We start from the raw sequence: 21,274 nt of genomic DNA, 5'->3' as shown, positions 1-21,274 counted from the left end.
GACGGTGGCGCCGCCCGAGGGGGCGGGCGCCGCCGTTCGTCACAGGACCGGGTGCTCGCGGCTCACTTCTTCTTGGCCGGGGCCTGGCCGAGCTCGGCGGCGGTCACGGTCACCGGGGAGGCGCCTTCGGCCGAGTCGGCTGCCGGGGCGGCCTGCTCCACGGTGAAGGGTCCGGTGACCTTGGCGGCCTCGGTCAGGTCCGCACGCACCGCCTCGATGGCCTCGGCGTACTCGGGACGGTCTGCCGCAACGGCCAGCGTCACCGAGAGGATCGGCGTCTTCTGGCTCGTCTTGGCCTCCGACTTCACCTTGCGCAGCGCCGCCAGAGCGGCCCCGGCGCGGGCCACCAGCTCGGCGTCGGCCCCGGCGGAGGCCTCCCGCAGACCATCGGACTGCGGCCAGGCGGCCCGGTGCACCGAGCCGGTGCGGTACCAGCTCCACACCTCCTCGGTGGCGAACGGCAGGAAGGGGGCCAGCAGGCGCACGAAGGTGTCAACGGCGATCGCCAGCGTCGCCCGCGCCGAGCGGACAGCAGCGGCGTCGTGAGAGCCGTCGAAGTCATTGGCCCGGTCCTTGACCAGCTCGATGTAGTCATCGCAGAAGGTCCAGAAGAAGGACTCGGTGACTTCCAGGGCCCGGGCGTGACCGAAGTCCTCGAAAGCCGCCGTGGCGGCGTCGACGACGTTGGCCAGAGCCGCCAGGACCGCGCGGTCGATCGGCTCACTGACCACCGAGGCGTCCAGGCAGGGGGCGGGGGCCGCGGCCACGGTGGCCTCGTCGGCGTCCCAGGGGATCCCCATGGACAGGGCGAACTTGGAGGCGTTGAGGACCTTGATGGCCAGGCGACGGCCGATCTTGATCTGGGTCTCCTCGAAGGCCGCGTCCAGGCCCAGGCGGGCCGAGCTGGCCCAGTAGCGCACGGCGTCGGAGCCGTACTGCTCCAGCAGGCCCATGGGGGTGACGACATTGCCCTTCGACTTGGACATCTTCTTGTGGTCGGAGTCCAGGATCCAGCCCGACAGGCCGGCATTCGTCCACGGCAGGGCCGCGAACTCCAGGTCCGCGCGCACCACCGTGGTGAACAGCCAGGTGCGGATGATGTCCTGACCCTGCGGGCGCAGGTCCATCGGGTAGACCCGGCCGAAGAGGTCCTCGTCGCTCAGCCAGCCCGAGGCCAGCTGGGGCGACAGGGAGGAGGTGGCCCAGGTGTCCATGATGTCGAGCTCACCGACGAAACCACCGGGCTCGCCGCGCTGGTCCTCGGTGTAGCCGGCCGGGACGTCGGAGGAGGGGTCCACGGGCAGCTCGGACTCGGCCGGGGTCAGGATCGCGTCGTAGTCGACCTCGCCGTCGGCCCCGACCTTGTACCACAGCGGGAAGGGGACGCCGAAGAAGCGCTGACGTGAGACCAGCCAGTCGTTGTTGAGGCCACGCACCCAGTTCTCGTAGCGCACGCGCATGAAGTCGGGGTGGAACTCCAGCTGGCGGCCGCGCTCGAGCAGCTCCTCGCGCAGGTCGGTGCCGGAGGCCGGGTTCGTCCACTCCTTGCCGCCGTTGCGGATGTACCACTGGCGGGAGGTGACGATCTCCAGGGGCTTGTCGCCCTTCTCGAAGAAGTTCGTCTGACGCACCGTCTTGACGGGCTCACCGCGCATCTCACCGGTCTGGGCCAGGCGGGCAACGAGGGCCTCGCGGGCCGAGAAGGTGGTCTTGCCGGCCATGGCCTCGTACATCTCGCGGCCGGCCTCGGAGGTGATCCACTCGGGGGTCTCCGTCTCGATGCGCCCGTCCTTGCGCAGGATCGCGCGCAGCGGCAGCTGCAGGTCGCGCCACCAGTCGATGTCCGTGGTGTCACCGAAGGTGCAGCACATGGCGATGCCGGCGCCCTTGTCCTTCTCCGCAGCCGGGTGCGGCAGGACCGGCACCTCGACGCCGAAGACGGGGGAGGACACGGTGGTGCCGAACAGGGGCTGGTAGCGCTCGTCGTCGGGGTGGGCCACCAGGGCCACGCAGGCCGGCAGCAGCTCGGGGCGGGTGGTCTCGATGCACACGTCGACGCCGCCCTCCACCGGGGCGCCGGCGGCCTCGGCCTTGGCAGCGGCCGCCTCATCGACGATGTGGAAGGCCAGGCGGTGGTAGAAGCCGGGGTACTCGCGGGACTCCAGCTCTGCCTGGGCCACCGCCGTCTGGAAGGTGACGTCCCACAGACCCGGCGCCGCCGCCTGGTAGGCCTCCCCGCGCTCAAGGTTGTGCAGGAAGGCGGTCTGGGCGACCTTGCGGGCCCGCTCGCCGATGGTCTGGTAGGTGTGCGACCAGTCCACGCTCAGGCCGAGGCGGCGCCACAGGGCCTCGAACTGCTTCTCGTCCTCCACCGTGAGGCGCTCGCACAGCTCGACGAAGTTGCGACGCGAGACCGGCACCTGGTCGCGGGCCTTGATCGACTTGCCCTCCCCGCCGGTGTGCGGAGGAGTGAAGTCCGGGTCATAGGGCAGTGAGGGGTCGCAGCGCACCCCGAAGTAGTTCTGGACGCGACGCTCGGTGGGCAGGCCGTTGTCGTCCCAGCCCATGGGGTAGAACACCGCCTTACCGCGCATGCGCTGGAAGCGAGCCACGGTGTCGGTGTGGGTGTAGGAGAAGACGTGCCCCACGTGCAGGGAGCCGGAGACCGTCGGCGGCGGGGTGTCGATGGAGAAGACCTCGGCGCGCTCGGCGCTGCGGTCGAAGGCGTAGGTCCCCTCGGACTCCCAGCGCTCGCCCCAGGTGGTCTCCAGGCCGTCGGTCGACACCTTGGCCGGCACTCGCGGGCTGTGGGGCTCGGAGGGCAGCAGGCGGCTGGACGATGACGGGGGAGCGGTGTGGCTCGTGGGGGTCTCAGACATGAGGTCGATTCTGTCACGGTGCGGCCCGGACCCTCGACACGGCCAGGTGTGAGGTCGGTGGGCGTCGGCGCCGCCCCAGCTGCCTCATAGATATGGATCCGGGTTACGAAACGGGCGCTGATTGGTACGATTGTACCAATACGGGTCGAGGGGGCACGCAGCGGCCCCGGGCCGCGGTCGAGGAGGACGCGCATGGATGAGGAGCCGGTGGAGCACAAGGACCCAGCCGCACAGGCGTCGTCGGGCGTTTCCCGGGACCCGTCAGCGCAGGGAGGCAGCCAGGCCGGAGGGGACGCCACCGACCGCCTGCGGGAGCTCAGCGAGCACGCCGGCGTCCTCAGCCGCAAGAACACCCACCTGGCCAATGCCCTCAGGGCGGCGCGCCAGGAGCTGGCGGCCCTCCATGAGGACGTCAAGGCCCTTCAGCTCCCGCCCCTGGCGCACGCCACCGTCCTGGCCGTGGACGTAGGCGCGCGCACCGCCGACGTCTCCATCGCCGGGCGACGCCACCGGGTGGGTGTGGGACCCGCCGTCGTGTCCTCCTCCCTCCACCCGGGTGACGACGTCGTCCTCAACGAGCACCTCGTCATCACCGCCACCTGCCCCTCGCCGCGCTTCGGGGAGGTCGTCACCGTCAAGGAGACCTACGACGACGACACCGTCCTGGTCCTGGCCCGCCACGACGAGGAGCAGGTCCTCAGCCTCTCGGAGACCCTGAGCGACCACCGCCCCCGGGTCGGTGACGCCCTTGTGGCCGACCTGGCCGTGCGCATGGCGCTACGACCCGTGGTGCGATCCGAGGTCGAGGAGCTCGTCCTGGAGGAGGTGCCCGACGTCGGGTACGGCGACATCGGGGGACTGGGCGAGCAGATCGAGCTCATCCGCGACGCCGTCGAGCTGCCCTTCCTCCACCCCGACCTCTACCGCGAGCACCGGCTCACCCCTCCGCGCGGAGTGCTGCTCTACGGTCCGCCCGGATGCGGCAAGACCCTCATCGCCAAGGCCGTCGCCGCCTCCCTGGGGGCCGGCCGGCGCGGCGAGGCCTACTTCCTCAACATCAAGGGCCCCCAGCTGCTGGACAAGTACGTGGGGGAGACCGAGCGGCGCATCCGTGTCATCTTCGCCCGCGCCAGGGAGAAGGCGGCCACCGGGGTGCCCGTCGTCGTCTTCTTCGACGAGATGGACTCCCTGTTCCGCACCCGCGGGTCCGGGCGCTCCTCGGACGTGGAGACCACCGTGGTCCCGCAGATGCTCGCCGAGATCGACGGCGTCGACGAGCTCGACAACGTCGTGGTCATTGGTGCCACCAACCGTGAGGACATGATCGACCCGGCGATCCTGCGGCCGGGCCGCCTCGACGTCAAGATCCGCATCGGGCGGCCGGACCGGCGCGGCGCCGCCGAGATCCTGGCGACCTACCTGACCCCCGACCTGCCCATCAGCGAGGAGCTCCTGGCCGCTCACGGCGACGCGCAGGGGGCGGTGGACGCCCTCATCGAGCAGGTGATCGAGGCCCTCTACACCCGTCGCCGCGCCACCGAGATGGTCGAGCTCACCCGCTCCGACGGGCAGGCCGAGATCCTCCACGTCGCCGACCTCGTCAGCGGCGCCATGCTCGCCAACATCGTCGACCGCGCCAAGAAGGCGGCCGTCAAGGACCTGGTCACCAACGGCAGGCGCGGCCTGACGTCAGAGCACCTGCGCCGCGCCGTCATCGAGGAGATCATGGAGAACGAGGGCCTGCCCGCCACCGTCCACCCCGACGACTGGGCCCGCGTCAGCGGGCGGCGCGGCACCCCCGTGGTCTCCATGAGCGTGCTCCAGCGCTCGCGCGAGGAGTGAGAGCAGTGGCGCCGGAGAGTACCCAGTGGGTCCCCGGCCGTGAGGTCACGGTCATGGGCCTGGAGACCGAGTACGGCATCCTCGGGGCCGAGCCCGAGGACGTCGTGGCCGCCTGCCTGGACGCCGAGGGTGAGGCGGGGCGCAGTCGAGGCGTGCGTTGGGACTACTCCGGGGAGTACCCCCTGCGTGACGCCCGCGGCTTCGAGATGGACCGCGCAGCGGCCGACCCCTCCATGCTCACCGACATCCCCGGAGCCGCCTCCGTCGAGGCCCCCGTCCCCGGGCGGGTGCGCACCACCGCCGTCGTGCGCCTGACCGCCCAGGAGGAGGCCTGGCAGCGCGGCACCGCCACCTGCGTGGGCACCGGCGGGCGCCTTTACGTGGACCACGGACACCCCGAGTACGCCACCCCCGAGTGCACCGGTGCCGCCCAGGCTGTCCTGGCCGACCGGGCGGGGGACCTCCTGGTGGCCAGGGGTGCCGAGCAGCTGCGCCGGCGCGGCGTGAAGGCGCGTCTGTTCAAGAACAACGTCGACGGTAAGGGAGCCACCTACGGCACCCACGAGAACTACCTCGTGCCCCGCGCCCTTGACTTCAACGACCTTGTCCAGGCCCTGGTTCCTCTGCTCGTGGTCCGCCCGCTCCTGGTGGGCTCGGGCCGGGTCGGCACCGGCGCCGTCGCCCAGGGCACCGACTTCCAGATCAGCCAGCGGGCCGACTACCTGGAGAGGATCGTCGGTCTGGGCACCACCGTGGACCGCCCCCTGGTCAACACCCGCGACGAGCCTCACGCCGACCCCCAGCGCTGGCGCCGTCTCCACCTCGTTGCAGGCGACGCCAACTGCTTCGGCACCATCGCCTGGCTCAAGCTCGGCATGACCGCCCTCGTCCTCCAGGTGCTGGCCGACGGCGTCCCCGCCGCCTGGCGCCACCTGCGCCTGGCCGACCCCGTGGCCCAGGCCCGGGACGTCTCCCGCGACACCCGCCTTCAAGGCATGCTGGAGCTGGCCGACGGGCGGCGCCTGAGCGCCCTGGAGATCCTGGAGCACTACCTGCAGACGGTGCGCAGCCATCTGAAGGATCGCTGCCGCCCCGCGCTGGCGCCACCAGGCGACCCCCTGCGCCCGGACCTGGCCGCGCTGGCTGACGGCGCCGACACCGACGGCGCCGAGACCGGAGCGATCCTCGCCTTCTGGGAGGCCTCACTGGCCTCACTGCGCGAGCTGCAGGCCCAGGGCGCCGGCGGCCACGAGCCGGGGGAGTCGCAAGGAGCGGCCGGGCACCTGGAGTGGGTCGCCAAGAAGCAGCTCCTGGACGCCACCGCCCGCCGCCATCCCGGCACCGGCGGACACGACGTCCTCCACGCCGTCGACCTGGCCTGGTCCGAGCTCTCCCCGACCGGGAGGGGCCTGGCCGAGCAGGTGCCCGCCGGCGTCGACGCGCGCGGCGGGCTCAGTGACGAGGCGGTGGAGGCGGCCCTCGGTCAGCCGCCCACCACGACCCGGGCCTGGCTCAGAGGTAGGCTCGTGAGCGACTTCCCCGGGCAGGTGGTCGCCGCCGGTTGGCACTCCATGGTCCTGGAGACCGGTGAGAGGGCCCAGCGCCGCCTGCCCCTGACCGACACCCTGGCCTTCACCCGCACCGCCACGGCACCGGCCCTCAAGGACGCCGCCGACGTCGTCGAGGTCTTGACGCGCCTGACGGGCGAGCGCCCCGGCGACCCCGGGCGGGCTGCCGAAGCAGTGACCACATCCGCCACCCTGTCAGGAGAGCAGACATGAGTGAGTTCGCCCAGCCGTCCCGCAGCCGCCAGGACGACCCCGCCCCCGATGACGACCCGACACCCGCCCCCGCCGGCCCCGCCCGGGGCCAGGGCCTGGACTCGGTGCTGGACATGATCGATGACGTCCTGGCCGTTGACGCCCAGGAGTTCGTGCGCGGCTTCGTCCAGAAGGGCGGCCAGTGAGCACCAGCGCCCCGGGGCCGCGCGTCACCGGCCTGGAGACCGAGTTCGGCCTCCTGTGCGCCCCGACCGGGCCGCAGGACGCGGCGAAGGCGGACCTGCCGGACGTCGAGCGGGCGGCGGCGCTCATCTTCCGTCACCGGCCGACCGGCTACCGCAGCACCAACCTCTTCCTGCCCAACGGCGGTCGCCTCTACCTCGACATCGGAGCCCACCCCGAGTACGCCACCGCCGAGTGCGTGAGCGTGCGCGACCTCGTCGCCCAGGACCAGGCCGGCCGGGCGATCCTGGCCGCCATGGCGCAGCGCGCCGCCGAGGGCCTCGCCCAGGAGGGGACCGCGGTCCGTTTCCACCTCCTGGCCAACAACACCGATTCGGCCGGCCACACCTACGGCTGCCACGAGAGCTACTCCGTGCCCCGCAGCCTGCTTGACGCCCCCGACGACGCAACGCGAGCCAGCAGTGAGACCACCATGGCGGTCCTCACCTCCTTCCTGGCCACGCGCCCCGTCCTGGTCGGCTCCGGGCGCCCACTGGCAGACGGCCCGACGGAGCCGCACGACGGCAGCAGCGGTGCAGGGGAGGAGGCCGCCTGGGGCCTGTCACCGCGCGCCCCCCACCTGCAGGCCCTGACCTCGGCCGACACCACCGGGCAGCGCGCCCTGGTCAACACCCGCGACGAGCCCCACGCCGACGCCACCCGCCTGCGCCGCCTGCACGTCACCTGCGCCGACACCACCATGGCCGAGCCGACAACGGGCCTGCGCAGCGCCGTGACCCTCCTGCTCCTGGACGCCCTCGAGGCCGGCTGGGACTTCACCGACCTGACCCTGGTCGACCCTTTGGTCACGCTGTCCGCACTGGGGGAGAGCCCCTGGGGGGACGTGCCCGCCACCACCGTCCAGGGCCGGAGACTGAGCGCCGTCGACATCCAGGAGGCCTTTCTGGAGCGACTGACCGCCTACCTGGACGGCGCCGGAGTACCGGACTTCCTGCGCGGCGCCGAGCACCTGCTCACTGACCTGGCGCCCCGCGTCATCTCCGCGCTGCGCCGCCACGACGACGGCGCCATCGACACCGAGATCGACTGGGCCATCAAGCGCCGCCTCATGCGCGCCCAGCGCGAGCGCCACCCCCAGCTGGGTGGCCAGGCCCTGGAGATGCTGCGCTCGCGGGTGGACCTGGCCTACCACGACCTCAACGCCGAGACCGGGCTGGTGCCGCGCCTGAACGCCCAGGGGGCAATGGCGCACCTGTGCGAGCCGGAGGAGATCGAGCGCGCCCGCCAGACGCCCCCGGCCACGCGCGCCGCCCTGCGGGGAGCCTTCGTGGCGGCCTGCCTGGAGGTGGGCGCCGACTTCTCCGTGTCCTGGGAGAGCCTGCGCCTGGACTCGCCGCCCACCGCGCCCGTGGACCTGCCGGACCCGCTGCAGACGGCCCATGAGGCCGCTGAGTCCCTGACGGGGCGGGTGCTGGGCCTGCGCCCCGAGGAGATGCACCGCATCGACCTCGTGGGCCGCGGCGGCCTGGGCGCGCCGGGCTAGACTCCTCCGTCCGCCGTGCCGGACTCCGCCATCGTCAACCCACCATCCGGTTTTCCCGTCTTTTCAACGGTTAGTTCTGTGTGCCCTAGTGCCGCTCAGCGCCGGTTCGGCCCTTGCAGGAACCACTAAGGAGGAGTAGAAACTTAGGTGTGCCTCACCAAAGCTGGTGGTGTGCTGACGAAAGGACGAGGATTCGGTATGGCCAGTACAGCCGGTTCGGCCGGAACAGCAGCGACCAACCCGGCCAGCAACAGTGGTGGTCGGGCGGCGAGCATCACCTCACCGCGCAACCTCATCAACGTGGGAGTCTTCACCGCCCTGTACTTCATCGCCCTGTTCGGCACCGGGATGCTCGGGGCGATCCATCCGATCATGATCTTCGTCGGAGGGATCATCGGTGTCATCGTAGAGGCGATTATCTGCATGCTGTATGTGTCCCGGACGCGGGCCATGGGTGCCTACACCATCCTGGGTCTCGTCATCGGCATCCTCATGGTCGTTACCGGACACGCCTGGGTCACGCCGCTGGTCGCGACCGTCCTGGGGCTCGCCGCCGACGCCATCACCCGTGCCGGCGGATACGACAGAACCATCACCAATGCCCTGGGATTCGCCGTCTTCTCCATGTGGGCCATCAGCCCGATCCTGCCGGTGATATGGGCCTCAGAGGCTTATTTCGCCGACATCCGCGAGTCCATGGGGGACACCTACGCCAGTGATCTCCAGGCGCTGATCAGCCCGATGTTCCTCCTGGTGTGGATGCTCCTCATCGCGCTCCTCGCCTACGCCGGCGCCCTGCTGGGAATGAGGGTGCTGCACAAGCACTTCAAGCGAGCGGGCGTCGCCTGAGCATGCGGCGCACCCGACCCCGGGGGGCCAACGTTCCTACGATGGGCGTGGAGGAGTCCCCGGCCTCACCGCAGGAGCTCGCTCGAGAGGGCCGCTCTGTCCTGGATGCCGCCTTTGGGGGACGTCCCGGCCCCAGGGGTGCCGCTGCTCCTCGTGTCCGCGCCGATCCGCGCAGCAAGTTCATCCTGCTGCTCGTGTGCAACGTGCTGGTCATGGGCATGGCCTCCAACCGAGCCGTTGGACTCATCGCCGTTCTGGTGGGCGCGCTCATCGCCCTGGACGAGCCGGTGCGCGTGCTCATCAGCTACACCGCCATCACCGCAGTGTTCTGGGGGCTCACCCAGCTGCCCCTGTGGTGGCCTTCCGGGGTCGCGGTCTTCTTCGGGGTCGTCGCCTACTGGCTGCTGCGCTTCGCCATCTCACTGTCGCTGGGGGCCTGGTTCGTCACCACCACCCGCGTCAGCACCCTGCTGGCGGCCCTCAACCAGCTGCGCGCGCCACGGTTCCTCACCATCCCGTTGGCAGTCCTCTTCCGCTTCGTGCCGGTGGCCCTCGACGAGGCCAGGGGCGTCATGGAGGCCATGCGGCTGCGCGGCTACAGCGGCTCCTACCTGTGGCGCCACCCGCTGGACGGTGTCGAGAAGCTCGTCGTCCCGGTCCTGGCCGCCTCGGCTCGCAGTGCCGATGAGCTCTCGGCCGCAGCCCTCATCCGGGGCCTGGGCAGCGGTGGTCGCCCCACCGTTGTCGACCGCCTGCGTTTCGGGGCTGCCGATGCCGTGCTCCTCGCGCTCAGCGCCGGCCTGGTGGTCCTGGCGCTGCAACCCGTCTGGGGTAGGTGACGATGAGGCCCTCCCACGATTCTCGCCTTCGTCTTCGTGGCGTCTCCTACGCCTATCCCACCGGCCAGCAGGTCCTCGACGACGTCGATCTGGACGTGGCCCCCGGACGCCTCACCCTCATCTGCGGGGCCTCGGGGTCTGGCAAGTCCACGATCCTGCGGCTGCTCAACGGCCTCATCCCGCACTTCCACGACGGTAAGCTCACCGGCCGGGTCCTCATCGACGACGAGGAGGTCCCCTCCGTCCCGATCGAGCGCTCCGGGCTGCGCACCGCCACGGTCTTCCAGAATCCCGCCGCCCAGTTCTTCACGACCACCGTAGCCGACGAGCTCGCCTTCGCACCCCAGAACTACCAGGTACCCGCCCCGGAGATCCGGAGGCGTCGTACTGAGGCCTTGGAGCAGCTGGGCATCACCGACCTGGCCGACAGGGATCTGCGCGGTCTGTCCGGCGGACAGACCCAGAAGGTCGCCTGCGCCCAGGCCCTGGCCCAGCAGACCCCCGTCATCCTCCTGGACGAGCCCACCTCCAACCTGGATCCGCGGGCCATCGACGACGTGCGCGCCACCATCGGGCGGCTCAAGGCGGCGGGGCGGACCCTGGTGGTGGCCGAGCACCGCGTCTACTTCCTGCGCGGCCTCGTCGACGAGGCCGTCATCATGGGGCAGGGGCGCGTCGTGCACCGCATGGCGGGGGAGGAGCTGTGGCGGATCGACGATGTGCGGCGCAGGCAGCTGGGTCTGCGGACCCTGGGGCGGCCCCGCCTGGACCTGTGTCCCGCACGGATCGCCGCCCTGGCCGGCCATACGGACAGGCGGGTCGACGACGGCACGAGCGGCGGCGTCGAGCGCAGTACCTCACCAATCGCTGGCGCTGTCCAGGCCGATCCTGACGAGATGCCCGGAGAGGAGGGGGAGGGCGGGCTGCGCATTGAGAACCTCAAGGTGGAGCGAGGCGGTCGCCTCATTCTCGACATCCCCGAGCTCACCTTTCCCGCCGGTGCGATCACCGGCGTCATGGGGGCCAATGGGATCGGGAAGACGACCCTGGCGCGGGCAGTCTGCGGCCTGCAACGCACCCAGCGGGGCGCGCGCGTCACGTACGGCGGCAAGGAGCTCGCCGCCGGGCAGGCCTTCCTCGTCATGCAGGACGTCCACCGCCAGCTCTTCACCGAGTCGGTCTCCCGCGAGGCGGGCCTTCCGCAGCTCGAGCGCCTCGACCTGGCCGACCTGGCCGATCGTCACCCGCTCTCGCTCAGTGGCGGTCAGAAGCAGCGCCTCGTCATCGCCACCGCGATCGACCAGGGTGCCCGCGTCCTCATCCTGGACGAGCCCACCTCCGGTGTCGACCACCGTCATCTCGTGGCCATCGCCGCCGAGCTGCGGGACCTGGCGCGCGAGGGTCGCGTCGTCATCGTCATCAGCCACGACGTCGAGTTCCTCAATGAGTGCGCCGACCGCGTCATCGAGATTGAATGACATCTCACTGAAGGTAGATAACGATAATGATTTGCAAATATGGCGATGCTCGAGTAGATGTGCGGTCATCGCGGCGGCGCGCCTGAGGTGGTGCGTCCTCGGTACTCCGGTACGACGTCGGACTGTTCACCACGACCTGCGAGAACACACAAGGAGAAGACATGAGCCCCACCAACCGCACAGCGACATCGACTGGGCAGGAGCGACCCACCGTGCGCACGTCGTCGCGCTCGGGCCTGGCCGACTCCGCGCTCGGCACCCGCAATCTCATGACGATCGCCGCCCTGGCGGTCGTCTCGATGATTCTCCTCGTGCCGCTGAACTACCTGGCCCCGGCGGCGGGGGCCTCCCGAGACGCCGTGCTCCTGGGGTGCGCGATCATGGGACTGTGGCTCGTGCCGTACCTGCTGCCCGCCACCGTCGTGCGCCGCCCCGGCGCCGTGATGATCGCGGCCCTTCTCATGGGCATCATGAGTGTCTTCACCACCCCGGTCGGCCCCGCGGCCATCGTCGGCAACCTCATCGGCGGGGCCTTCGTCGAGGTACCCCTGGCTCTCCTGCTCTACCGGAAGTGGACCTGGTGGTCCTACCTGCTCTCGGCGATGACCTTCGGCCTGCTCAACGGCATCATGTACGTCTCCGTCATGAGCGCCTCGGTGGGTATGGCCCCGGCGAGCGCCGGCGTCATCATCGCCGTCGTCTCGGCCCTGGTCGGCGGCGGCCTCACCATCCTCCTGACCCGACTGCTCAACCGTGCCGGCGTCGGCATCGACCACCGCACGACCGGCCGTGCATGAGACAGTGCCCGCCGCACCGGCTGCTCCCGAGGCCGAGCAGCCTCTGGGGGAGCCGGCCGATCCGGCGCTGGTGAGCATCGAGGGCCTCAGTGTCCACTACCTCGGACGCGAGAGCTGGGTCCTGGACGCCGTCGACCTCACCCACCTGCGCGCTCAGGTCACCGCCGTCATCGGTCCCTCGGGCTGCGGCAAGACCACCCTCGTGCGCGCACTGTGCGGCCTCATCCCGCACTGCCTGCCCTCGGAGTACGCCGGCAGCCTGAAACTGGCCGGCACCGAGGTCGCCGACGCCACCGTCCAGATCCTGGCCCAGACCGTCGCCTACGTCGGCCAGAGCCCCGACGCCGCCGTCGTCACCCGCACCGTCCACGACGACGTCGCCTTTCCCCTGCAGAATCTCTGCCTGCCCAGGTCCGAGATCACCGCGCGGGTCGAGCAGGCCCTGCGCGCGGTGGGACTCATCGAGCGCATCTGGGACGACCCCTGGACGCTCTCAGGCGGACAGCGTCAACGGCTCGCGCTCGCCGTCGCCCTGGCTATGCGCCCACAGCTCCTCGTGCTCGACGAGCCGACCAGCACCATCGATGCCACCGGTCGTGAGGACTTCTACACCCTCATCGCCTCCCTGACGGCCACGGGCATGGCGGTTGTCGTCATCGACCACGACCTCGACCCGGTACTGCCCATCGTCGACCAGGTCCTGGCCCTCAACGCCGACGGGCGGACCATCGCCGTCGGCTCGCCGCGGGAGGTCTTCATGAGCCACCGCCGCGAGCTGATCGACGCTGGAGTATGGATGCCCCGAGCCCTGCGTGAGGCCGATGACGACCTCTTCCTCGGGGCGGCCGCGCCGGAGGTGGCGCTGACCTGTGCCGAGGCCGGAATCTGGGTGCCGCGGCTCGCCGACCTGTGCGCCCACAACGAGGTGCGCTACCTGGAGAAACAGGTGCGGGACTCCGCTGAGAGCTGGCAGCGGGTTGAGGCCATCGACACCCGCGAGGTAGTCGCCGGCCGTCCCCGGCCTGAGCCCAGAACCAGTGTCGAGCTGGTCGACCTCGAGGTCCCGGGGCGCTCACCCCGGGTGTCCATGCGGCTGGGTGGTGGCGAGCTCGTGGCGCTGGTCGGCCCCAACGGCGCGGGCAAGTCCTCGATCCTGTCCGCCCTGGCCGGACTCGTCCGCTCAAGGGCCGACAAGGCGATGGTTGGCGGCCGGGACGTCGGCAAGGGCAGGCACCTGGTCGGATACGTCTTCCAGAACCCTGAGCACCAGTTCGTGGCCACCACCGTCGGAGCCGAGCTCGCCGTCGGAGGGACCTCGTCGGAGCGGGTCGATGAGCTCCTTGAGCAGTTCCACCTGACCGCTCACCGCGGCCACCATCCGCTGACCCTCTCGGGCGGTCAGGCCCGCAGGCTCTCGGTGGCCACCATGGTCAGCGAGGAGCGCGACGTGATCGTCCTGGACGAGCCCACCTACGGGCAGGACTGGGATAACACCTGCGAGCTCATGGACTTCATCGACCAGCTGCGCCACCAGGGGCGCACGGTCATCATGGCCACGCATGACCTCGAGCTCGCCTTGAAGCACTGCACCCACATTGTCGCCCTGCCGGGGGCGCCCGCAGCCGGGACGGCCGACTCTTTAACCGGACACGTAGGCCTCGCGCCGGTGCTCCCCCGGCCCCAGTCGCGGCGAGGCTTGTTCACCTCGCTCAACCCCTTGACCCTCTTCGTGTCGGTCCTGCCGGTCATGGTGATGGTCTTCGCCCTGCGCAACCATCACCTCAACCTGGGCATCCTGCTGGCCGCCTCGGTCCTCATCGTCGCCGCGCGCGCCTCCCTGAGACGCACCGTGGCCTCGGTGGTCGCCCCCTGGGTGGTCACCGCACTCATGACCTGGATCTTCAGCGGCGGAAGTCAGCACCAGGAGACGGCGGCGCGCCTCTACGACCTGGGCGACGCGGTGACTGGAGGTACCGGTATCGGCGCGCTCATCGCACTGGTCCTCGTCTCGGGCGTCTCCACCGACCCCGGTGCCCTCATCCGCACCCTGACTACTACCTTCCGCATGCCCTACCGCCTCGGGGCGGCGGGCACCGCGGCCATCGCCTTCATCACCCGCTTTCATGACGACTTCGTCCTCCTGCGCACCGCCAGGGCACTGCGTGGAGTCGGAGGGCGTTGGGGGCTGCTCGCCCCTGTGGTCCGCTGGACCGGATCGATCCTGCCGCTGATGATCCTGGCCATCCAGCACGCTGAGCGCGTCGCCCTGTCCATGGACTCGCGCGCCTTCGGCGCCCACAAGCGGCGCACCGAGATGACCGATGACCCCTGGAGGGTGCGCGATTGGAGCGTCGTCGTGCTCACCTGGGCGCTGGTCGCCATCACCTGGAAAACCCTCCACTGAGGAGACAGCCATGCCGAAGCAGCCGAATCACCAGCCGATTTACCAGGCAGCCAAAGACCTCACCGAGCATCCGGCCGAACCCCCCGACCACTCCGGGCAGTCCGGCGGCGCCGGACGCTCCGGCGTCACCGTCGGCGAGCTCATCCGGCCGGCGCGCCCGGCCATGATCGTCACCGGGCTGCTGACCGCGCTCGGAGCGCTGATGTCCATTGTCCCCTTCGAGGCTCTGCGCAACATGGCGGCCATCTGGCTGGGTGAGACCTCGCCGGAGGGCTGGCGCAGCAGCCTGTGGATCTGGGCGGCGATCGCAGCCGTCGCCCTGTTCGCCTCCCAGGCCCTCTACCTGGTGGGCCTGGGGATCACGCACCTGGCCGAGGCCCGACTGCGACACCACCTACGCAGACAAGTCGTCGAGGCCATCAGCAGCCTGCCCCTGGGGCGAGTGGCGCAGATCCCGCACGGCACCATCCGCAAGATGGTCTGCGACGACACCACCTCCATCCACACCCTCGTCGCCCACGTCCCCGGTGACGCCACCAACGCCGTCGTCATGGCTACGGCCGGGGCGGCCTACCTGCTGTGGACCGACTGGCGCCTGGCTTGCGCGCTGCTGGGGCTGTGGGTACTCACCCTGGGGGTCATATCCCTGGCCCTGGCCGGCATGTCAGATATCACCGAGCGCTTCGGCGTCGCGCAGACCGCGCTGGCCGCCGCAACCGTCGAGATGCTCGAGGGCATCAAGGAGATCAAGGGCTTCCAGGCCACCGACGCCTCCCGCACCCGCTTCAGCCGGGCGCGCACCGAGTTCTCCGAGCTGTCATACGAGTGGGTGAGCAGATCCGGGAAGGCCATCAGCGCCATGACCGCCGTCCTGCGGCCCTCCACGGTCTTCGCCACGGTCGCGCTCCTGGCCGTCCTGTTCACCTCCCAGGGGTGGACGCCGCTGTCAGCCACCCTGCCGTTCTTCCTGGTGGCCCTCGGGCTGCCGGAGGGGCTCATGATCCTCGTCGGTCTCATGCAGCACATGTACGAGTCCAGGATGGCTGCCCAGGCCACCGCCGACCTGCTCTCCTTGCCGCCGATGCCCGAGGGGGCCCATGACGACGGCGAGGGACCCGCCCCCGGGCGCGTCGACGTCGAGGACGTCACTTTCTCCTACGAGGCCGGCTCCCCGGTCCTGCAGGGCCTGTCCTTCACCGCCGAACCGGGAAGCGTGACGGCGCTCGTCGGCCCCTCCGGTGGCGGCAAGTCGACCCTGGCCCGCCTCATCGCCCGCTTCTACGACGTCGACGTCGGTGCCGTGCGCATCAGCGGCGTCGACGTGCGCGAGGTGACATTCACCTGGTTGCTCTCTCGGGTGGCGGTCGTGCTGCAGGACGTGGCCCTGGCCCACGAGTCCGTCCACGACAACATCGCCCTGGGACGCCCCGACGCGACCCGGGAACAGGTCGAGGCGGCCGCCCGCGTGGCCTGCATCCACGAGCGCATCACACGTCTGCCCCATGGCTACGACACGATCCTGGGCGATACGGGAGGATTCCTCTCCGGAGGGGAGCGCCAGCGCGTCACCCTGGCGCGCGCCTACCTCCAGGACGCCCCCGTCCTCGTCCTGGACGAGGCCACCGCCCAGGCCGATCCGGCCTCCGAGCGCGACATCCACCAGGCCCTGTCCCGGCTGGCGGCCGGAAGGACCGTCATCATCATCGCCCACCGTCTGTCCACGATCCGCGACGCCGACCAGATCCTCGTCGTCGACGCCGGACGCATCACCGAGCGCGGCACGCATGAGGAGCTGCTGGCCGCAGGCGGCCGCTACGCCGCCATGTGGAGCAGCCAGGACCTGAGCGAGGAGACCGACGCCGCGGCGCTGACCGCCCAGGTCGATCAGCCCGGAGCCAAGACCGCAGGGCAGGAGGAGGAGTAGCCATGTGGAAGCTGCTGACGCGAGTCGTCAACGCCGCCGAGATGCGGACCATCACCGCCTGGTTCGTAGCCTCCGCAGTCCTTCAGGGCCTCACCCTGGCCCTCATGATCCCCTTCCTACGCGCCCTCTACTCGCGCTCGGAGTCCCTGACCGGTTGGCTGATCGCAGTCGTGGTCCTGGGGGTGGTGAGCGTCGTCGTCGACACCATCGCCATGCACCGCTCCTACCGGGTCAGTGTCTTCGAGGTCTGCGACACGATGATCGACCGCGTCGCCGATCACGTCCTGACCCTGCCCCTGGGTTGGTTCAGCGCCGAGCGTGAGGCCGCCGTCGTCAACGCCACCTCCAAGGAGGTCAACACCCTCTCCCACCTGGCCTCCATGGTGATCCCCAACCTGTGCAACGCCTTCATCGTCCCGCTGGTCATGCTCGGGGCCACCGCCGTCGTCGAGTGGCCCCTGGCGCTCATCATGGCCGCCGCCATCGTCCCGCTGGTCCTGACGTGGCGGCTCATGGGAGCCGCAACCACCCGCGCCAACGAGCTGGAGGACCGCACCTCGAGCGCCGCGGCCGGACGCCTCGTGGAGTTCGCCCGGCTCCAGCCCGTGCTGCGCGCCACCGGCGTCACCAAGACGGGCTGGGCACCGGTGCGAACCGCCCTGGAGGCCGACTCCACCGCCACCCTGGACGGCTTACGGGTCAAGGGCAGGCCCGGGCAGTACTTCAACCTCATCGTCAACATCGCCTTCGCCCTGGTCATGGCGGTGGGACTGTCACGTGTGAGCGGGCACCGGCTCGACGTCGTCGCATACCTGGCGATCATGGCCGTCACCGCGCGCACGCTCCTGCCACTGACCAAGGCCGCCATGTACGGCGCCGAGGCCGACAACGCGAAGGTCGCCCTGCGGGCCGTGGGGGACATTCTTAACGCCCGTCCCCTGCCCGACCCCGAGCCTGGCCAGGAGATCGAGCCCCGGGGGACCACGATCGCCCTGAACGACGTCTCCTTCTCCTACGACGCCGGCCGCCCCGTCCTGGCGGGCGTCTGCCTGAGCGCACCGCAGGGACGAGTGACCGCCCTGGTGGGGCCCTCAGGGGCAGGCAAGTCCACGATCCTGCGCCTGGCCGCCCGATTCTGGGACGTCGACGGCGGGACCGTCACCATTGGCGGCGCACCGGTCCGCTCCATGCGCGCCTCGACGATCATGGGCATGACGTCCATGGTCTTCCAGGACGTCTACCTGTTCGACACCACCATCCGGGAGAACCTGCGCATCGCCCGGCCCGAGGCCACCGACGCCGAGCTGGCCGAGGCCGCCAGGCGCGCCCGCCTGGACCGCGTCATCGAGGCACTGCCGCACGGGTGGGACACACAGGTCGGTCCCGGCGGGCTGAGCCTGTCCGGTGGGGAGCGTCAGCGCGTCGCCATCGCCCGGGCCTTCGTCAAGGACGCCCCGATCCTCCTGCTCGACGAGATCACCTCGGCCTTGGACGGGGAGAACGAGTCCGCCATCACCGAGGTGGTGCGCGAGCTCTCCGAGGGCCGAACCGTCATCGTGGTGGCCCACCGCCTGTCCACCGTCCGCCAAGCCGACGAGGTCGTCTTCCTCGAACCGAGTCAGGCCGGCGCCCGCGTGGTCCAGTGTGGTACGCCCCAGGAGTTGGCTGCCGTTCCCGGCCCCTTCCGCGAGTTCATCGAGGCCTCCACGGCCTCCTCGCGCTGGCACATCCGCCAGGAGTGATGCGTAGGCAGGTCATCTCGGGTACGACAGATTCACGGACTGACGCTGTCTCATACCGAACGGTATGGGGCAGCGTCCCCGTTGTTATGAGAGCTCGCGGGGCTCCATGAAACCTCCTTGAAATACTGAGTGGTATCGTCAATACCGACCGGTACGGATCGATCTGGTGGTCGATCGGATTCCCGGATCCAGGTAGATGAACGAAAGGAGGAGGCTTCATGGCCGACGTACTAGCCATTGAGGACCTTCACAAGCACTTCGGAAGCGGGGCGCACACGGTGAGAGCCAACGCCGGCGTCACCATGCGGGTGGGTGCCGGCGAGGTGGTCGGGCTCCTCGGCCACAACGGTGCGGGCAAGACCACACTGGTCAACCAGGTGGTGGGGCTCTTGCACCCGACCTCTGGAAGCATCAGGCTCGACGGTGTCGACGCCGTCGCCAACCCCGCTCTCGCCCGCCGCCTCACCAACGTCCAGGCACAGGCCAACGTCCCCATCACGGGGCTCACGCCCCTGACAGCGATCAACCTCGTGGGGCGCATGCGAGGAGGGCGCCCGCGTCAGACACGCAGACGCGCCGAGGAGCTCATCGAGGCCCTTGACCTGGGGGAGTGGGCGAGGACTCCCGCGCAGAAGATCTCTGGCGGTATCGCCCGCCTGACAGCCTTTGCCATGTGCGCCGTCGTCCCCGGGCGCCTGGTCATCCTCGATGAGCCCACCAACGACGTCGACCCGGTGCGCCGGCGCCTGCTGTGGGACCAGATCCGACTCCTGGCCGATGCCGGATCCGCAGTCCTCCTCGTGACCCACAACGTGCGGGAGGCTGAACGGGCTGTCGACCGGCTCGCCGTCCTGGACCACGGCCACGTCATCGCCGAGGGAACTCCCGCAGCGCTCGTTGCTGGCCACGGATCATCCTTCGTCCTGGAGATCAGTCGGACTCCCGGCCGACGGATCGAACCGCCTGCGGGAATGAGCCTGACGCAGCACGACGCCGTGCACGCATCCGTGGCAGTGTCCTCCGACCGTACAGCGCAGGCCGTGGACTGGGCTGCTCACGCCCTCAAGGACGCCGCGATCGAGCGCTACGAGCTGGCACCGATCTCACTGGAGGACGTCTACGTCCACCTCACCGCGAGTACAGGACAAGAGGCGCATCGTCATGCCGCCTGAACCGAGTGAGGCAGCGGGAGGCCCGGCCCGTTCCAAGGATCCACGTTGCCCCGTGCCGCCATGTCAGCGCGGTACGACTCCAGCCCCCCAGAGAAACAGGAAGTGAAGGAGAAGCCGATGCTTGCTTCAACCAGCGCCGCTACTGAAACGGCTCCAGCCGCTGTGACTGCTCTCGAGGTCACGTCCCAGACGACATCGCTCTGGCATCAGCTCGGCCTGCTCATCCAGTGGCAGTTCCGACGCAGCCTCCCCATGCTGCCGCTGTTCATCATCGTCCAGACGCTGCTGTCCGTCTCCATGGTCCTGGGATACGGGCTCATCGCGGGACACCCAGACCGCGAGGCGAGCCTCTACCTGGCCGGCGGTGGCCCGGCGATCGCGCTCATCTCACTGGGACTCATCATGACACCCCAGTGGGTCTCCCAGTCCCGCACCGAGGGCAGTCTGGACTGGATGCGCACCCTGCCCGTCCCCAGGATCGCCTTCCTCCTGGCAGACCTCGCGATCTGGACCGCCCTGGCACTACCCGGCTTGGTCGTGGGCGTCATCGTCGCCAACGCCCGCTTCGACGTCGACCTCGCCCCACAGTGGTGGCTGGTACCCGGCGCCGTGCTGGTCGCCCTGACAGCGGCCTGCATCGGCTACGCCATCGCCACGCTCCTGGCTCCGGCCCTGGCTCAGATCCTCTCCCAGGTGCTCGCCTTCGGCATCTTGCTGTTCTCTCCCATGAGCTTTCCTTCCGACAGACTCCCCGACTGGGCCCAGGAGCTCCACCGCTGGCTGCCCTTCGAGCCCATGGCGCAGGTGGTGCGCGCCGGCCTGTTCTCCCACGACGCCACCATGCCCACCCGGTCCTGGGTCCTGCTGGTTGGATGGTGCCTGGTGTCCATCGCCGGAGCGTCATGGGCCCTGGGAAAGCGGCCCTGAACCGGCCCGCATAGTCGGAGCCCGGTGGAGGACGTGACGAATGTGGGGGAAGGACCGTGAAACCCTTTCTGAGGAGCCTCCTCTACAGTGGGGGCATGACCGCCAGGAGCTCCGCCCGAGGGCCGGACAGTGATAGTGACGACTCTGGGGCCTCCGCCTCGGATGACATCAGGGAGGCGACGCGCGCCCTCAACGAGGCGATCACGGCACTGTCCCGTGTGGTAGGGGCGGCCGGTCAGGAAGCGCGCCGGAGCAGCGAGAGCGCGGTGGCGGCCTCCCTGGACCTCGCCTCCCGGAAGCTGGCCTCCGCCTCCACCGCAGTCAGCGGCGCCGCCCCGGGGCGGGGCGGTGGACGGCGTCGGAGCGAGGAGACCAGGGCGCGGATTCTTGCTGCTGCCAGGGAGGTCTTCGCTGCCAAGGGCTACGAGGGGGCGTCGGTCAGTGACATCGCCTCGGCGGCCGGATTCACCAAGGGCGCCTTCTACTCCTCCTTCCCCTCCAAGGAGGCCCTGTTCCTGGAGGTCGTCACCTGCGGTGAGGAGAGCTCGGATGAAACCGCTCGCCAGATGGCGAGCCCCGACCAGTGGGGCGAGCAGCTCCAGGAGCTTGCCATGGAGGATGTTGTCCTGCACCTGGAGACCTGGCTCTACGCGATTCGTCACGAGGACTCCCGGGACCGGCTGGCCGGCAGCTGGCGGCGCTGGCTGAGAGAGACCTCTGTCATGGTGGCCCGTTCCCACGGACGCCACGAGCCGGCCCAGCAGGATGAGGAGACGGCCTTCGGACTCCTGGCGGTGGGCATCTTCGGCCGTGTGAGCGCCGCAGCCACCACCTCGCAGGAGGTCGAACCCATCATCCAGCGCCTGTCTGAGCGACTCCTTGAGGATGGTGGTAGCTGACGTTCCGCCTCCGCC

15 protein-coding genes are annotated in these 21,274 nt (G+C 70.1%); 14 read left to right on the top strand and 1 reads right to left on the bottom strand.

What is annotated here, in order from left to right; genetic code table 11:
- Positions 1 to 62: 62 nt before the first annotated feature.
- On the bottom strand, positions 63 to 2,879 hold the full coding sequence (gene valS, locus RIV14_RS04775) for a valine--tRNA ligase (RefSeq protein WP_075372504.1): 2,817 nt from the start codon (positions 2,877 to 2,879) through the stop codon (positions 63 to 65).
- A gap of 192 nt (positions 2,880 to 3,071) precedes the next feature.
- On the opposite strand from valS, the gene arc reads away from it, so the two are divergent.
- From arc to RIV14_RS04705, 14 genes are all read left to right on the top strand, one after another.
- Positions 3,072 to 4,721, top strand: coding sequence for a proteasome ATPase (gene arc, locus RIV14_RS04770; protein WP_075372503.1), 1,650 nt, complete (start codon positions 3,072 to 3,074; stop codon positions 4,719 to 4,721).
- Between the two features lie 5 nt (positions 4,722 to 4,726).
- Positions 4,727 to 6,502: a proteasome accessory factor PafA2 family protein gene (locus tag RIV14_RS04765; protein ID WP_256699293.1), complete on the top strand. Its 1,776-nt coding sequence runs from the start codon at positions 4,727 to 4,729 to the stop codon at positions 6,500 to 6,502.
- Positions 6,499 to 6,687 (top strand): ubiquitin-like protein Pup, encoded by a 189-nt coding sequence (locus RIV14_RS04760; protein WP_003786115.1) that lies wholly within the window; start codon positions 6,499 to 6,501, stop codon positions 6,685 to 6,687. The genes RIV14_RS04765 and RIV14_RS04760 overlap by 4 nt, the downstream gene beginning before the upstream one ends.
- Positions 6,684 to 8,228: a proteasome accessory factor PafA2 family protein gene (locus tag RIV14_RS04755; protein ID WP_075372502.1), complete on the top strand. Its 1,545-nt coding sequence runs from the start codon at positions 6,684 to 6,686 to the stop codon at positions 8,226 to 8,228. Before RIV14_RS04760 ends, RIV14_RS04755 begins: the two co-directional genes overlap by 4 nt.
- Positions 8,229 to 8,426: 198 nt before the next feature.
- Entirely contained in the window at positions 8,427 to 9,077 is a 651-nt protein-coding gene (locus tag RIV14_RS04750) for an MptD family putative ECF transporter S component (RefSeq protein ID WP_081381847.1), read from the top strand.
- A gap of 41 nt (positions 9,078 to 9,118) precedes the next feature.
- Positions 9,119 to 9,916, top strand: coding sequence for an energy-coupling factor transporter transmembrane component T (locus RIV14_RS04745; RefSeq protein WP_075372501.1), 798 nt, complete (start codon positions 9,119 to 9,121; stop codon positions 9,914 to 9,916).
- A gap of 2 nt (positions 9,917 to 9,918) precedes the next feature.
- Positions 9,919 to 11,394 carry an ABC transporter ATP-binding protein gene (locus RIV14_RS04740; protein ID WP_075372500.1) on the top strand — a complete coding sequence of 492 codons (1,476 nt, stop codon included), beginning with the start codon at positions 9,919 to 9,921 and terminating at the stop codon, positions 11,392 to 11,394.
- 161 nt (positions 11,395 to 11,555) lie between these two features.
- Positions 11,556 to 12,191 (top strand): ECF transporter S component, encoded by a 636-nt coding sequence (locus RIV14_RS04735; protein WP_075372499.1) that lies wholly within the window; start codon positions 11,556 to 11,558, stop codon positions 12,189 to 12,191.
- Positions 12,192 to 12,261: 70 nt separating this feature from the next.
- A complete protein-coding gene (locus RIV14_RS04730) occupies positions 12,262 to 14,595 on the top strand; it encodes an ATP-binding cassette domain-containing protein (RefSeq protein ID WP_309324961.1) in 2,334 nt (777 codons plus the stop codon).
- Positions 14,596 to 14,758: 163 nt separating this feature from the next.
- Positions 14,759 to 16,519, top strand: coding sequence for an ABC transporter ATP-binding protein (locus RIV14_RS04725; RefSeq protein WP_075372262.1), 1,761 nt, complete (start codon positions 14,759 to 14,761; stop codon positions 16,517 to 16,519).
- Between the two features lie 2 nt (positions 16,520 to 16,521).
- On the top strand, positions 16,522 to 18,261 hold the full coding sequence (locus RIV14_RS04720; RefSeq protein WP_075372260.1) for an ABC transporter ATP-binding protein: 1,740 nt from the start codon (positions 16,522 to 16,524) through the stop codon (positions 18,259 to 18,261).
- A 218-nt stretch (positions 18,262 to 18,479) separates the two neighbouring features.
- On the top strand, positions 18,480 to 19,433 hold the full coding sequence (locus RIV14_RS04715) for an ABC transporter ATP-binding protein (protein WP_075372259.1): 954 nt from the start codon (positions 18,480 to 18,482) through the stop codon (positions 19,431 to 19,433).
- Between the two features lie 117 nt (positions 19,434 to 19,550).
- Complete coding sequence (locus tag RIV14_RS04710; protein ID WP_075372258.1) at positions 19,551 to 20,360, top strand: ABC transporter permease; 810 nt, start codon at positions 19,551 to 19,553, stop codon at positions 20,358 to 20,360.
- 95 nt (positions 20,361 to 20,455) lie between these two features.
- Positions 20,456 to 21,259 carry a TetR/AcrR family transcriptional regulator gene (locus RIV14_RS04705; protein WP_075372257.1) on the top strand — a complete coding sequence of 268 codons (804 nt, stop codon included), beginning with the start codon at positions 20,456 to 20,458 and terminating at the stop codon, positions 21,257 to 21,259.
- The last annotated feature ends 15 nt before the right edge of the window (positions 21,260 to 21,274 follow it).

It is taken from the genome of Actinomyces acetigenes, from assembly GCF_031296635.1.
Classification (GTDB): Bacteria; Actinomycetota; Actinomycetes; order Actinomycetales; family Actinomycetaceae; genus Actinomyces; species Actinomyces acetigenes.
Note: the sequence above shows the minus strand (reverse complement) of the source record. Positions and strands in the feature narration are given on the sequence as shown.

What these genes read in the sequence shown, in the direction of transcription:
- RIV14_RS04750 (WP_081381847.1), top strand. Translation starts at nt 8,427, where the DNA reads ATGGCCAGTACAGCCGGTTCGGCCGGAACAGCAGCGACCAACCCGGCC.
- valS (WP_075372504.1), bottom strand. Translation starts at nt 2,879, where the DNA reads ATGTCTGAGACCCCCACGAGCCACACCGCTCCCCCGTCATCGTCCAGC.
- RIV14_RS04725 (WP_075372262.1), top strand. Translation starts at nt 14,759, where the DNA reads ATGATCGTCACCGGGCTGCTGACCGCGCTCGGAGCGCTGATGTCCATT.
- RIV14_RS04715 (WP_075372259.1), top strand. Translation starts at nt 18,480, where the DNA reads ATGGCCGACGTACTAGCCATTGAGGACCTTCACAAGCACTTCGGAAGC.
- RIV14_RS04745 (WP_075372501.1), top strand. Translation starts at nt 9,119, where the DNA reads ATGGGCGTGGAGGAGTCCCCGGCCTCACCGCAGGAGCTCGCTCGAGAG.
- RIV14_RS04705 (WP_075372257.1), top strand. Translation starts at nt 20,456, where the DNA reads ATGACCGCCAGGAGCTCCGCCCGAGGGCCGGACAGTGATAGTGACGAC.
- RIV14_RS04710 (WP_075372258.1), top strand. Translation starts at nt 19,551, where the DNA reads ATGCTTGCTTCAACCAGCGCCGCTACTGAAACGGCTCCAGCCGCTGTG.
- arc (WP_075372503.1), top strand. Translation starts at nt 3,072, where the DNA reads ATGGATGAGGAGCCGGTGGAGCACAAGGACCCAGCCGCACAGGCGTCG.
- RIV14_RS04720 (WP_075372260.1), top strand. Translation starts at nt 16,522, where the DNA reads ATGTGGAAGCTGCTGACGCGAGTCGTCAACGCCGCCGAGATGCGGACC.
- RIV14_RS04740 (WP_075372500.1), top strand. Translation starts at nt 9,919, where the DNA reads ATGAGGCCCTCCCACGATTCTCGCCTTCGTCTTCGTGGCGTCTCCTAC.
- RIV14_RS04735 (WP_075372499.1), top strand. Translation starts at nt 11,556, where the DNA reads ATGAGCCCCACCAACCGCACAGCGACATCGACTGGGCAGGAGCGACCC.
- RIV14_RS04760 (WP_003786115.1), top strand. Translation starts at nt 6,499, where the DNA reads ATGAGTGAGTTCGCCCAGCCGTCCCGCAGCCGCCAGGACGACCCCGCC.